Source organism: Alteromonas sp. (assembly GCF_984505615.1).
Genome location: NZ_CFHOXV010000011.1, coordinates 87,293 through 101,510, shown reverse-complemented (window position 1 = coordinate 101,510; position 14,218 = coordinate 87,293). Strand labels below are relative to the sequence as shown.

Sequence of the window (14,218 nt, the reverse complement as noted above, 5' to 3'; positions counted from 1 at the left end):
CGGTTTCGCCCGGAGTGGTTGTCTCGCCGGTTTCGCCCGGAGTGGTTGTCTCGCCGGTTTCGCCCGGAGTGGTTGTCTCGCCAGTCTCACCCGGTGCGTCAGGTGCTGTCTCTTCTGCTGGTGCCGGCTCTGACTCAGCCGCTGTTACAGAGAAGGTGTCGTTAGCCTGAGTCTGGTTGCCGGCTGCATCCGTTGCGGTTACACCTACTGTGTAATCACCCTCAGCGAAGTTGTCCGGTAAAGTCAGATTAAAACTGCCGTCCGCGAGGACATCAGCAGTAAAAGTCTGACTGGTGCCATCTGCACCGGTCACGGTAATTTCAACGACACTGCCCTGAGCCAAATCAGTCGTACCGCTTAGTACAGGCGTTTCTCCTTCAGCAGCATTTACCTCAAAAGTAAGCTCTGGTGGAGTGAAATCTGTTTCACCGGTGGCATTTACTGACGTCGTATTACCCGCTTCATCGCTGGCGGTAACCGCTACATCAAAAGCGCCTTCCACAAGAGGGGCTACCGGTGTTGCGGAGAAGCTGCCATCTTCAAGAACGATGGCAGTGATAGTTTGCTCGTTTCCGTCTGCATCAGTGATTGTGATGGATATTTCGCTGCCTGCAGGCAAATCTGAAGTGCCGCTGATTTCGGGAAACTCATCGTTGGTAACCTCGATGGGATTTACATCGATAGTGGGAGGCGTGGTATCAACTACGAATGTTTCTGATACCGTAACAGTACCGTTCTGAGGATCCGGTGCTTCAACGACAACATCGAAAGTACCGTCTTCCAGCGTATCCGGTAAGGTAGCATTGAAACTGCCATCATCTGCAACGATAACGTCAATAACTGTTTCAGCGCCAGTCTCATCAATAACTGTAATTGTAATCGGGGTACCGGGTTCCAGGTTAGAATCACCGGCTACTACAGGCGGAAAATCACCGGAAATGGTGATGTTGTCCAGTGTAGTGGGTTCGTCCTGAGTCGCTGTACCGGCAGGATCCTGCTCGATATTCTGTGGTTCTGTCGTCGCAGGCTCATAGTCAAATGCCAGCGGATCCACATCTTCAGCAATACGGCTTAATTGCACAAATGACGCACCGCCGCCACCGGCACCACCGCCGCCACCGGCCGCAGTTTCTTCTAACGCATCAAGGATGTCTCCGTCGCCACTCAGCAGGGCGTCAATATCCGGAACGCCCTGCGAACCGGTGGAGTCAAATCCCGCATCACCACCGTCAACCATGGCAAGCATGTCATCAAGAGAATCGTCGTAAACCACGAATTCATCATCGAAGGCAGATGCTTCAAATGACTCTACATCTGCTACCAGTTGCGGTGCACCCGGAGCAAGGTCAATGGCTCCCTGTTCCTGAGTGATGATCTGGCCACCGTTGTCTGAAACGATTTGCGCATCTGACGGGATCGTATCGCCGGCTGAGACCGGGAATTCATCCCCGTTGGGAAGGCGGATAAATACGTCACCGGACACATTAGTTACGTTCAACATAATTCAATACCTTTTGCGTTTGATGCACTAAAACTAGTCGCCGCGAAAAGTTTGACCCTGTACCAGAGAACAGTCTGAATCTAAATATCTGTTTTTATAGCAATTAAAAATTAATTTTTTTTCCGTAATAAAAATTCATTCCTGCCGGTTTGCGGGCTTCAAAGTTCATGACTACTTTTACAACTACAGGGAATTAATAGTGAAAATGGATATTTGTCGGTAAACGGAAATGGGGTATTCATGCTGATTCGAATTTTGGCCGTGGGTTTGGCAGCAGGTTTTTCGCTGGGCGGCTCACTTGTGAGCGCAGTACCAGTGAGCCTGACAGAAGTCGTTAAACAAGCCATTGACACAAATCCTGATGTGCAGGCAGCGTGGCGCGAATTTCTGGAAGCAGAACAAAATGTGAAGATTGCCAGATCGGGCTATCTTCCGAAAGTGGATGTTACTGCCAGCTCGAGTCTGGTGCGCCGGAACTATGGTCTCGATCAGAGCTATGTATCCAATGAAGCCCGTATTTCTGTAACCCAGATGCTTTACGACGGCTTCTTTACCTCATCGGAAGTAAAGCGCCTCGAGTCGGCGAAGAAAGTCAGATTCCTTGAACTGTTAAATCAGGTAGAACAGATTTCATTAGAGGTTGCCACTGCCTACTCGGATGTATTGCTTTACCGCGAATTGTTACTGGTGGCAGAAGACAACCTCAAAACCCACGTTGATGTTTATAAGCAAATTGAAAAGAGTGCTGCTGCCGGTGTGGCCAGACGTGCTGATCTGGAACAAATCAGCGGACGTCTGTACCTGGCGGAATCTAACGTGATGACCGAACAGTCGAATTTGCATGATGTTTCTTCCCGCTTCCTGCGATTAACCGGGTTTCGCCCGCCGGCGGAACTTGAACCGGTAGACAATCTCATAAACGCTGAGATCCCGTTATCGATGGAAGAGAGTTTACTTGAAGCCTACAAGCGCAACCCCGGTTTTCTGGCGTCATGGTACAACGTAAATTCAACTAATTACGGCATCGATTCAGCCAAGAGTCGTTATCATCCCACATTAAATCTGGTGGGCAGTTACGGTTCCCAGTCAAGGGATGATGCGGGCCTTGATAATACCCAGACCGAAGGGCAAATCGGGCTCCAGTTCTCATACAATCTTTACAACGGTGGTGCAGACCGGGCGTCGATCCGTGCCGCGCTGGCGGTAACCGACCAGGCTAAAGATCTGCGTGATAAATCCTGCCGCGATGTACGCCAGACGGTGCAGATAGCCTACAACGACATTCGCAACCTCGACAGACAGATCCCGGCACTAAATGAACACCGGCTGTCTTCCAGCAGGGTACGTACCGCTTACCTGGATCAATTCAAAATTGGTGACCGGACTTTATTAGACCTGTTGGACTCAGAGAACGAAGCCTATGAATCAGGCCGGGCATACACCGAAGCTGTTTTTACCCAATACAAAGCCATTTTACGTTTGATGGCCGGTGGTGGCGAACTGGCTGAATACCTCACGGTGACCCGGGATGAGTTTGATGTAACTGAAGCTATTCGCCTTTCAGAAGCCGTGTACGATCCCATGTATGTTTGTCCGGCTGAAACCATCGATGTGATGTCTCAGGAAACCAATATTCTGATCCGTGATACAGACGGTGATGGCATAACCGACTTGTGGGATGAATGTCCTGACACACCTTTTGATACCGCAGTGGATGACTTTGGTTGCGCAACTCAGCAGCAAAACACCGGCGATATCATTGGTGTAAAACATCAATCAGAAGTGGTTATTCCTTTCGGCGCTGATTCCGCTGAACTGGACCCTAAATACCTCGTTAAACTTGAGCCTATGCTGGATACGCTCGGTAAAGACCCTGCAGCCGGCGTTGTTGTGTACGGCCACGCCTCTCTGGAAGGGGAGTCTCATTACAATATGATGCTCTCTGTAAGGCGTGCCAATGCCGTTGCTGACTGGCTGAAAGTTCAGTCCGGTAGTAATGAGCAACGCATCTCTGCCATCGGCCTGGGTGAAGATAAGCCCCTCATCGATGACATTTCACCTGAAGCGAACCTGGCTAACCGGCGCGTGGAAGCCGTTGTCGTGGTGCTTAATTCTTCATCCGATTCGCCGGAGTACATCAATTAATGGCGCAACCTAAGTTGCCTGACCCCGCAATTGAGAAGCTGGCCGAGTCCTCTGCAATTCATGGCGGCTGCCTGATGGCCTGCCTGAAAGCAATTTGTGATTTCCACGGCATAACCCTTGTGCCTGATGCGGTAATGGCAGGATTACCAATGGACAACGGGGAATTATCACCATCGGTGATGCCCCGCGCTGCCAGCCGGGTGGGTCTGAACTGCAAAGTGGTCAAACGTGAGCTGGTTGAAATAAACCCTGCGTTATTGCCGGCAATTCTGGTGTTGTCAGAACAGCGTTCCTGCGTGTTAGTTTCCTGTCAGATTGAATCCGGCCAGGCTGAAGTGGTATTCCCTGAAGCACCGGAAACCGTTGAAGTCGTCGATATAGAGGATATTGAGAAGGACTATACTCAGTTCGTTATGTTTTTGCGTCCGGACAGGCGCATCGGAAAACCGGCATCGGTATCCAATTCTCAAAAAGGTGTGCACTGGCTCTGGCATACCGTAGGTTCAGCGGTTTCGCTGTATAAAGATGTATTGCTTGCCTCAATATTCATCGGGCTGCTGTCTCTTGCCATGCCACTGTTTGTGATGAATGTGTATGACAGGGTAGTGCCAAACGCGGCGACGGAAACGTTGTGGGTACTGGCTATCGGTGCTGCTATGGTGCTGTTTGCCGAGTTTTCATTACGTATGCTGCGGCATTTCTTTGTTGAACTGGCAGCCAGTCGTATCGATATCACTCTGACGGCGAATTTGATGCAAAAAGTGCTCGGCTTTTCGTTTAAGGAAAAGCCGGCCTCCACTGGTGCCTTTGTCAACAACCTGCAATCCTTTGAGGCGATCCGCGGATTTACGAACTCACTGACCCTTGTGGCGCTGGTCGATCTGCCTTTTGCAGTATTTTTTATTGTCATTATTGCGCTGATCAACGGCTTTTTATCACTGCCAATTCTGGTGGGAGGACTTTTACTGATTTGTTTCGGGCTTTACGCCCAGCGCAACATGGCCAGGCTTGCCAGCAGTGCAAGTGAAGCTGGCTCAGTCAGAAACGGGCTGGTGACTGAATCAGTCAACATGTTCGATGACGTTAAGTTTTTTAATGCCGGTCATCATGTGCAGCATGAATGGGAACAGCATTCCATTTATCTGGCAAAACTTAATGCCAAATTACGTATCGCAGGAACATCGGTTAGCAGTGCTGCTCTATGGATCCAGCAGACTGTGGGCGTGTCTATGATTGTCGTCGGTGTCTTTCTGATCGTGGACGGTGAACTTACCCAGGGTGGACTGATTGCGGCGTATTTGTTGTCGTCCCGGGCCATGGGACCGCTGTCACAGGCTGCCAGTTTGCTGTCGCAATACCATCATGCCAAAACTGCCTATGAAACCTTGTCTGATCTGATGGCCAAAGAAGACGAGTCAAAAGCCGAACAAAAGTGGACGCAGCATACCCGTATCAATGGCAGGTTACACTTCGATAAAGTGTCATTTGCTTATCCTGAGCAGCCATCACATGTGATTAGCAGAATGTCCCTGACCATTGAGGCAGGAGAGCGGGTAGCTATTCTTGGCAATAATGGTTCCGGCAAAACTACCCTGCATAAATTATTGCTGCATGCCTATGCGCCGACCAGTGGCCTTATCACTCTGGATAATATTGATTTACAGCAATACGAGCCGAGCACGCTGCGTAATCAGATTGGTTATGTTCCTCAGGATATCAACCTGTTTACCGGCAGCCTGCGTGACAATATTACGGTGTTTCAGGAAGACTACGACGAAGACTTTATCTGGGAAATACTCAATGCCTGTGGTTTAACCGACTTTGTTAACCATCATCCCGACGGCCTGAATCTCAGTGTGGGAGAAGGCGGAAAATTACTGTCCGGAGGCAAACGTCAGTCTGTCGCTCTGGCACGGGCACTCATCCGTCGTCCGTCACTATTTTTGATGGATGAACCGACTTCGGCCATGGATGCCACTGCCGAACAACGTATAAAGGAACTGCTGGACAGAGAAACGAAAGGGAAAACCTTAATTCTGAATACCCACCGGCACTCTCTTCTCTCACTGGTCGACCGCATTATTGTTATCGATCAGGGGCACATCATTGTTGACGGTCCCCGTCAGGAAGTCATTAAACGTCTCGCTGCTGCGGTTAAAGGCTAAGGATTCATTATGCTTATGTCATGGGCCCGCGAATGGCTGGCACCACCTCCGGAAAATGACTGGGTTTTGGAAGCCGAGTGGGCGCGTATTCAGCAGCGGCCACTGCGAGCCAAAGCGCTGCTTTATGTGGTTGTACTCACAATCACGGCATTAATTGTGTGGGCATGTTTTGCTCCCATCGCAGAAGTAGCGAGGGGTGAAGGCAAGGTTGTGCCATCCAGCCAGCTACAAATTTTGCAGTCCTATGACGGCGGTATTGTTCAGGACATTCAGGTAAGGGAAGGGCAGAAAGTCAACGCCGGTGACATTATTCTGAAAGTGGATCCTACCCGTTACTTGTCTTCACTGCAGGAAAACAATTCAAAAAGAAACGCTGTGGCCGCAAAAGTTCACAGGCTGACTGCACAGACACGGGCGCAGCCATTGAGTTTCCCGGAAGAGCTCAAACAGGCCGCGCCTGAAATTGTTGCCAATGAAACCGCATTATATTTTTCCAGTGTGAAAGAGCTTGAAGAAACCTTGTCGAGGTTTGAAAGCCGGATTGCCCAGCGCCGGCAGGATTTGCAATCTTACCGCGCCGAATTGCAGCAATATCAGGACACTTTGTCTATTGCTCAGCGGGAGCTTACCGTGACCCGTCCGTTGATGGCTTCGGGCGCTGTTTCTGAAATCGATATTTTGCGGCTGGAAAAACAGGTTATTGAAAATCAGGGGGCCATTCAGCGCACACGGGCTGCAATAACCCGCAGTCAGGCAACCATTGATGAAGAACAGAACAATCTGAAAGAAGCCAGCCTGAAAATGCAGAACCGGTGGAATGAAGAGCTCAATGAAGCGGTTGCCACCATGCAATCTTTACAGGAGTCTCAAACCGGTCTGGAAGATGTGGTGAAACAATCTGAAATCCGCGCGCCGGTGGCCGGTACCGTTCAGCGACTGCTGGTAAATACTGTAGGTGGTGTGGTGACGCCGGGCAGTGCCGTTGTAGAAATTATCCCTGCCGATGACAGGTTAATCGTTGAGGCAAAAATCCCGCCCAAAGATATCGCGTTTCTGAAATTAGGGCAGCCCGCCATTTTGAAATTCAGTGCTTATGATTTTGCTATTTACGGCGGTATGGAAGCCAGCGTAGAGCACATCAGTGCTGATACCGTGACTGACGATCAGGACCGGACTTACTACCTCGTCAGGCTTTCCACCGAAGACAAAAACGCCCTCAATATGGATATCCTGCCGGGCATGATGGTGCAGGTAGATATCATCACCGGTAATCGTACTGTCATGCAGTACCTGCTAAACCCGCTTATCAGGGCCTCTTCATCAGCATTAGGAGAACGTTAGGAATGAAATTTTTCGTGTTAGGAGAGTTGCTTAAGGAGTATGCACCGCTATCTGATGCAATAGCGTGGCACGAAGTTTCATTCTCTCTTGCTGCAGAGGGGGGAATTTGCTGGATTGATACCAGAGAAGCTGACTGGCTGCGCTTTGTGCGGGAAAGCAGTGTGCTGGGTGTGCATCCTGTGGTGATCAGTCACGCACCCGACATTAAAGAAATGCAACGAAGTCTGGTGGTTGGCGGACGGGGCTACTGCAACGGAACCGAATTGATACGCCATTGCAATGAAATTGCCAGTGCTGTCATGGCCGGCGGCATGTGGATCCCCGGCGGACTCGTCACGGCGATGGTTCACCGCCTCAGTGAACATCCGGATTATGAGTTTAAAGAAGCGCAGACCGAAGTGCTCACCGAACGGGAAAAGGAAGTTTTGCGGCTTTTACTGGACGGTGATTCTAATCAGGATATGGCGGATAAGCTAAATATTACTGTCAGAACGGTAAAAGAGCACATGTCGTCTATTCTTAAGAAATACAGAGTGAAAGACAGGGTGGCCTTGCTGCTTAAGATTGGCCAATTCAAACGAACTGCCCTTTAACAGCGCTGAGAATCCGGAGAGGTAGGGGTGAATTTAATTCTTCAAAAAAACGTGCTCACTTTTTTGAGTGTGCTTTTCAGTATTCTTTGCACCTTTGGCGGTTACAAGGTGTACATGCAACTGTCAGAGCAGGAGCGCGCGGCATCTTTCGATGGACCGGTTAAAGAGTTCAATGAACATTTTAATGAGAATCTGGAGGACATGGAGTATACCCTGCATTCTGTGAATCAGCTGTTTGACTCTTCCTCAAATGTAGATGAAATTGAATTTGACTCTTTCAGCGGTCTGATTCTGGAATACAACCTGTCCATCGCAGGTATCGGCGTTTTCAATTTTGACTCCCGTGAAATGGGAGCTAAAACCACGTTGCCGGAGCCTCAGTACTGGCTGGCATCTGATTCATATCCCCAATTTACCAAACGGGAAGTAACGCTGGCGATGAAGCGGAACGTTGATTTACGGGAAGCGTCAAAACTGGACAATTTCGCCTCCGACCTTTTCAGTGTTAATGATAGTCAGCAGCAATACGTATTACTTACCCGCATTATGCCAGAACACAATTTATTGCTGGCTATGGTGATTGATCTACACCGCGCTGCCAAGCTTTCTATAAGTAATAGGATTGTCAGTAATTTCATTGTTTACCGCGAGGGAGAAAACAGAAAAGAGCTGGCTTTTTCTGATGTGAAATATTCTGCGACGCTGGCAAAACCTTTTAACGGCGAAATCTTCCTGTTTAACCGTGTCTGGCCCATGGTGATTTATCCGCCGGCAAATTTATTCAACCAATATTACGTAGCTATCCCTGTCATAGCGTTCCTGTTCAGTTTGATGGTGCTGTATCTGGTTTACTTTGCGTTCAAATTACACAAGCTCAGTGATGACCGGCAACTGGCCCTGCAGGACCTGAAGTTCGCCCAGAGTAAGATGGTTGAGGCCGAGAAAATTGGTGCGATGGGGGGACTGGTTGCCGGTATCGCCCATGAAGTGAATACGCCCCTGGGAATCAGTATTACCAGTTGTTCCCACGTGAACGATTTGATGCGGGATCTAAAAGAAGATTTCGATCGCGGTGAACTGGATCAGGAGAAGTTTGAAGATTTTCTGTCCTCCGGCAAGGAAATGCTGGGTATGGCGCTGGAAAATATGGGCCGGGCATCTAAGCTGATTGCATCATTTAAGAAAATTGACGTCATTAATGCAGACGATTCCACCAAAACAGAGCTGGTTGACGTGGCCGAAATCGTTGAAAACTTTGTTGAGCATTATCAGCAAAATGCCATGTCAACGAAGATTAAATTTGATGTGGAAATTGGCAAGCGGGCACAAATTCATACCTACCCTACTGTTATTACTCAGGTGCTCGCCAGCCTTGCATCGAACTCAGAGGTTCATGCGTTTGCGAAGAAAAATGAAGACTGTGTTATTTCAATCCGGGTATCTTCCTTCGGTAACTCCGTATTACTGAAGTTTGCAGATAACGGTAGCGGCGTGAAAAAGAAAAATCTCGCACAAATTTTCGACCCCTTTTATACCACTAACCGTGGTGCCGGTAATGCCGGTCTCGGCTTAAGCGTGGTGTACAACCTGGTGAAAAGTAAGCTGAAAGGTGAACTGAACCATGGTGCAGTACCCGGAGGTGGTCTGTGGATATCACTACGAATTAAAGACTTAGAAGAGAAGGAGTAAACTATGGGGAATCCATTATTTGCCAAGCAGAAAGCTGCACCAGCTGAGTCTGTGGATGACGCGACAGAGCAGAAAGATACCTCACCGTTGAAAGTGTTGATTATCGATGATGAAACCGAAGTTCACCGGGTAACCGACCTGACGTTAAAGCGCTTCCGTTTTGACGGCAAGAAAATTCAGTTTTTGCATGCGTATTCCGGAAAAGAAGCGAAAGAGATTTTTGATAAAGAGACCGACATCGCGCTTGCCCTTGTGGACGTAGTTATGGAAACAGATCATGCCGGCCTGGATGTGGTGCATTATGTGCGTAAAGAGCTGAACAACACAGCCTGTCGTCTGGTGTTGCGTACCGGTCAGCCCGGTCAGGCGCCTGAGCATGAAGTCATTGAGCGCTATGACATCAATGACTACAAAGAAAAAACGGAATTAACCAGCCAGAAGCTGAAAACCCTGATGTACACAGGTCTGCGCTCATACCGTGATATCTCGACCATTGAGAGCCACCGGAAGGGGCTGCGTCAGGTCATTGAAAGTACCACTAAAATGTTGCAGACCCATGCGCTGAACGAGTTCGCCTCGGCGGTGCTGAAAGAAATCATGAACCTGCTGCAACTGGACTCCAGTGCTATTTATTGTTCTACCTTCCCGCAAAGCGCCGAAGCCACTAAAGGCCGCACGGTATTGGCAGCTACCGGAAGTTTGGCTGACATTAAGGAAAGTCACCAACCTGAAGTGCCTGACGAAGTGGAAAGTTGCTTTAAAGAGGTTTTGGCATCTAAACAGTCTCAGCATTTCCCTTCTGGTTACGTGTTCTATAACTGCACCGACCTGGGTTATGAAAATCTGCTGTTTATCGACACCAAAGGTACGCTTTCTGATGCACAGAAAGAGTTTCTGGAAATTTACTGCATAAACGTATCACTGGTTTACGAAAACCTGATGATTACAGAAGAAATTTCAGAGACACAAAAAGACATTATCCACATGTTGGGGAATGCTGTTGAATTGCGCACCAAGGAAGTTGGAGCGCATGTTAAACGTGTGGCGGAAATCAGCTACAAACTCGCGGTTATGGCAGGTTTGAGTGATGATGAAGCTGAGAATATCCGCCGTTTTGCACCGGTTCACAATCTGGGCAAGGTCGCCATACCCGATTCTATTTTACATAAGCCCGGAGAACTCACCCCGGAGGAGTGGGACATCATGAAGTCTCACCCCAAAGTCGGTGCGGATATGCTGAGCCTTTCTAACAAACCCATGATTAAGAATGCGGCGAAGATTTGCTATGCACATCACGAGCAGTGGAACGGTGGCGGTTACCCTGAGGGCCTTAAGGGTGAAGACATCCCTGTAGCTGCGAGGATCACAGCGCTGGCTGATGCCTTTGATTCCATGGGCTCAAAACGCAGCTATAAAGAGGCGTGGCCGAAAGAAAACATTATTTCAGAGATAGAAGCACAAAAAGGTGAACAGTTTGATCCCCAACTGGCGGAAATCTTACTGGCCAATTTTGATGACTTCTGGGCTCTGCGTGCCCGCTATCCGGATTAAAAGGAGAGTATCGTGTCCAAATCTGTAACCGAATCGATGGCGGCGTTACTCAGCCCTGATTTGCTGCGGGCACTCCCGGTACAGTCTCAGTTTCCGCTGCTGGATCAGGCCGTTTATATTGGTGCTGATTGTTATCATGTATCAAGCTGGCATGTGAGTGACGAGGCAAGTATTGCCGTGGACTGCATGGGGTGTATTCCCGGCCGTCAACTGGAAAACAGCGTGTTAAGTTCCCTGCTGGCCTGTAAGGGGAAAAATCGCTGGGCAGAACGCAGTGTCGTTGATGCCAGTTTCTCTGACTGGATGGCACAGGCAGGCATGGCGGACAAAGTTTGCTCTGTGTATGTGATTGCCGATGAACAGCATGTGGGGGGATTCATTGTTTTGGTAACGCAAACGCCGGTAGATGAAAACGATGCAGGTCTGACGAAATTGCTGGACGAATTCACACCGTTACTCATAGAAAGTGAGTATCTGAAGGAAAAGAAGGAAGCGGCCATCGAAATGGAGAAGCTGTGCAACTTAGGTGGCATGGTGGCAACGGTGGCTCACGAGGTAAATAACCCTCTCGGTGTAGCGATCACATCTTTGTCGCACCTTAAAGAAAGTGTTGATGATCTTGATAAAAGTTTCAAAGACGGAACCCTGACAGAAGAGTATTTCTCAGACTTTATAGACGACAGTAACGAAGTAAGTGATTTGCTCTCGTTCAACTTAGGGCGTGCTGCCAAACTTATCCGTGACTTTAAAACCAATGCGGTAAACCAAAGCGCTGATGTGCTGATGGCGTTCCCGCTGAAGGGCACCATCGAAAGTGTGCTGAGCAGCGTAAAACCGCAGTTGAAAGCGAAGCAAATTGAAATTGTGCTGGATTGTCGGGTGCCCGACACCTTTATTATGAAGGGATTTCCGGGAGCCCTGTCTCAGGTGCTGACAAACTTACTGTTCAATGCGTCTATTCACGCTTTCGATAAATCCATTACGTCTCCTAAAATTCAAATCAGGGCAGAATCAGCGGATGGCAAGGCAACGATTACCTTTAATGATAATGGTAAAGGGATCCCTGAAGAGTTTCGTGAAGTGATGTTTGAGCCCTATTTTACCACCCGCCGTGAAGAAGGTGGCAGCGGTTTAGGCCTACATATCGTGAAGAACCTGACAGAAAACAAGATGCAGGGACAACTGACACTGCAAAGTGAAGTGGGCAAGGGGACTGAGTTTGTTATGGTCCTTCCCGTTGAGATAGATGCTGAATAGAGTAGTTGTGAATGACCCTGAATAAGCAGCTGTGGATTGCCATTCTCACCATTATTGCCATTAACAGTGTGGTGAGCTTTCTGGTGCTATTTTTCTCTACGCAGAAAAATACTGAGGAACAGTTGTATCTGAAGAACATTGATGATGCGAATTCACTGGCACTGGTGCTGACGCAGGCGGAGAAATCACCGGCCGGCATTCGCCTCATGTTGTCTGCAAAATTCGATTCAGGGCATTATTCACTCATCCGGCTTGAAGGCACGGACGGGAATGTTATCGACGAGATCTACTTTGAGGGGGAAGCGTCAACCGCGCCGGACTGGTTTCAGTCCATGGCGGAACTGACCGTGCCGCCCGGCATTTCCCAGGTGAGTGACGGTTGGGATCAGTTTGGTACCCTTTATGTTGAAAGTCAGACTGCCTTTGCCATGGATACATTGTGGTCGAAGTTTAAAAGCTTTGTGATGAGTATCGTGATCCTCACTGTAGGGATCGGGATAATCGGCTCCCTCATTTTACGTGTCATCCTGAAACCGTTGGGGACTATTGTCGACCAGGCCAACAGTTTTTCAGAGAGAAAATTTATAAAAATTGCGCTGCCCTGGACCGCCGACTTTGCCCGGGTGGTAAATGCCATGAACTCGCTGGCCGACCGCTTTAAAGCAAACCTCGTAGAGAACAACCGCCGGCTTGAACTTGCCAGGGAACGGGAGCAGCATGACCCGGTGACGAATATTCCTAATATCAATGCCTTCTTTACACTACTGGAATCTCAACTGAGATTTCGTGATAAAGATGGTCAGAACGTGCTGCTCATGCACAGTCTGATGAAAGACAAAGGCGATATTCAGGCGTTTGCGCCGGAGATTTTTAATCAGTTCATAAAAGAGTTTGCTGACAGACTGGACGGCTTCTACCGTGAACACAGTGAGCTTTACACCGACTTCCGCATGGCCCGAATCAATGAAACAGATATTTGTGTATTGCTGACAGAATGCCGTGATCTGGAAGGGATTCAGGAAGTGTATATGGAAGACAATCCGCTGGAGCACAGTCCGGATTTTGCCGATCTGAATATTCACTGCGTCACCGCCGGCGTTTACATACGGGCCGATGAAGCGAGTTACGAACTGCTCGACCGGGTCGACGGATTACTGGAAGAAGTGCAGGAAAGTGAAACCGTGTTCGGTTTTAATCTGCAGCCTTTACCGGAAACGCACTATCGCTGTGACAGTAAAGAAAAATGGCAAAAAGATTTCGATATCGCCAGTCAGTCTGCCGAACTGATGACGGTGAGCGTTCATACCCATAGCGGTAAGACCATGCATTATCAGGCTTTCATGCTGTACAAAGACGGCGATGAAATGCGAGGATTCGGACGTTTTACTGAAGCGGCCCGCCGCTTTGGTACGGTAGATAAAATCGATCTTCTGGCTATAAAGAAAGCGCTGGCATGGCTGAAAGATAATCCCGAAAAATGCTGCGCGGTGCTGCTTTATCAGGAAACAATTCTGGATACGTTTAACAGATCACAACTGGAAGATTTATTAAAAGCGAATCAGGATGTGATCACCCGGTTATCGCTGGAGTTGCGGGAGCACACAGCTGCAAGCCATCCTAAATCCTTCCGTCAGTTCTGTGAGCTGGCTGATTATTTCAAAGTGGATACCGGGCTCAAAAGAGTGGGAGAAAGCTTTTCGAAGGTGGCCGATGTGCATGAATTTGGCCTTAAATATTTGAAGATTGACAGTACTTACGTGTATGACGTGGTGAACAACCGCTCAAATCAGGTTTACCTGAATGGTCTTGCCGATCTTGCCCACTCTTTGGGAATGGCGGTGATTGCCGATGGCGTAGTATCTGAAAAAGACGAGGAAGTTCTGCTGTCTATCGGTTTCGACGGTGTGGCGCGGCTTAACATTGATGAGCAGGTTGCAGCAAAGTGACAAACTCGCCGTACGTGGTACAGTACATGC

General features: G+C 48.8%; 9 protein-coding genes. 8 read left to right on the top strand and 1 reads right to left on the bottom strand.

From position 1 onward, the window contains the following. A partial coding sequence (locus AC4PME_RS09120; protein ID WP_491529569.1) for a retention module-containing protein occupies positions 1-1,501 on the bottom strand: 1,501 nt, incomplete at its 3' end. 240 nt (positions 1,502-1,741) lie between these two features. Here AC4PME_RS09120 and AC4PME_RS09115 point away from each other — a divergent pair. The 8 genes from AC4PME_RS09115 to AC4PME_RS09080 are packed head-to-tail and all read left to right on the top strand — an operon-like array spanning position 1,742 to position 14,188. Further along, on the top strand, positions 1,742-3,646 hold the full coding sequence (locus AC4PME_RS09115) for a TolC family outer membrane protein (RefSeq protein ID WP_491045886.1): 1,905 nt from the start codon (positions 1,742-1,744) through the stop codon (positions 3,644-3,646). Continuing rightward, positions 3,646-5,811: a type I secretion system permease/ATPase gene (locus AC4PME_RS09110; RefSeq protein WP_491045887.1), complete on the top strand. Its 2,166-nt coding sequence runs from the start codon at positions 3,646-3,648 to the stop codon at positions 5,809-5,811. The genes AC4PME_RS09115 and AC4PME_RS09110 overlap by 1 nt, the downstream gene beginning before the upstream one ends. Positions 5,812-5,820: 9 nt before the next feature. Next, a complete protein-coding gene (locus tag AC4PME_RS09105; RefSeq protein ID WP_119500296.1) occupies positions 5,821-7,152 on the top strand; it encodes an HlyD family type I secretion periplasmic adaptor subunit in 1,332 nt (443 codons plus the stop codon). A 2-nt stretch (positions 7,153-7,154) separates the two neighbouring features. Continuing rightward, on the top strand, positions 7,155-7,745 hold the full coding sequence (locus AC4PME_RS09100; RefSeq protein ID WP_491045888.1) for a response regulator transcription factor: 591 nt from the start codon (positions 7,155-7,157) through the stop codon (positions 7,743-7,745). A gap of 27 nt (positions 7,746-7,772) precedes the next feature. Continuing rightward, positions 7,773-9,434, top strand: a complete 1,662-nt coding sequence (locus AC4PME_RS09095; RefSeq protein WP_119500298.1) for a sensor histidine kinase — start codon at positions 7,773-7,775, stop codon at positions 9,432-9,434. A gap of 3 nt (positions 9,435-9,437) precedes the next feature. Further along, complete coding sequence (locus tag AC4PME_RS09090; RefSeq protein ID WP_491045889.1) at positions 9,438-10,985, top strand: DUF3369 domain-containing protein; 1,548 nt, start codon at positions 9,438-9,440, stop codon at positions 10,983-10,985. Between the two features lie 12 nt (positions 10,986-10,997). Continuing rightward, positions 10,998-12,242 (top strand): sensor histidine kinase, encoded by a 1,245-nt coding sequence (locus tag AC4PME_RS09085; protein ID WP_491045890.1) that lies wholly within the window; start codon positions 10,998-11,000, stop codon positions 12,240-12,242. 11 nt (positions 12,243-12,253) lie between these two features. Then, positions 12,254-14,188, top strand: coding sequence for a bifunctional diguanylate cyclase/phosphodiesterase (locus AC4PME_RS09080; RefSeq protein ID WP_491529568.1), 1,935 nt, complete (start codon positions 12,254-12,256; stop codon positions 14,186-14,188). Positions 14,189-14,218: the final 30 nt, after the last annotated feature.

Excerpts from the sequence above, each read along its gene's own strand:
- AC4PME_RS09100 (WP_491045888.1), top strand. The coding sequence starts at position 7,155 with ATGAAATTTTTCGTGTTAGGAGAGTTGCTTAAGGAGTATGCACCGCTA.
- AC4PME_RS09080 (WP_491529568.1), top strand. The coding sequence starts at position 12,254 with ATGACCCTGAATAAGCAGCTGTGGATTGCCATTCTCACCATTATTGCC.
- AC4PME_RS09105 (WP_119500296.1), top strand. The coding sequence starts at position 5,821 with ATGCTTATGTCATGGGCCCGCGAATGGCTGGCACCACCTCCGGAAAAT.
- AC4PME_RS09115 (WP_491045886.1), top strand. The coding sequence starts at position 1,742 with ATGCTGATTCGAATTTTGGCCGTGGGTTTGGCAGCAGGTTTTTCGCTG.
- AC4PME_RS09110 (WP_491045887.1), top strand. The coding sequence starts at position 3,646 with ATGGCGCAACCTAAGTTGCCTGACCCCGCAATTGAGAAGCTGGCCGAG.
- AC4PME_RS09090 (WP_491045889.1), top strand. The coding sequence starts at position 9,438 with ATGGGGAATCCATTATTTGCCAAGCAGAAAGCTGCACCAGCTGAGTCT.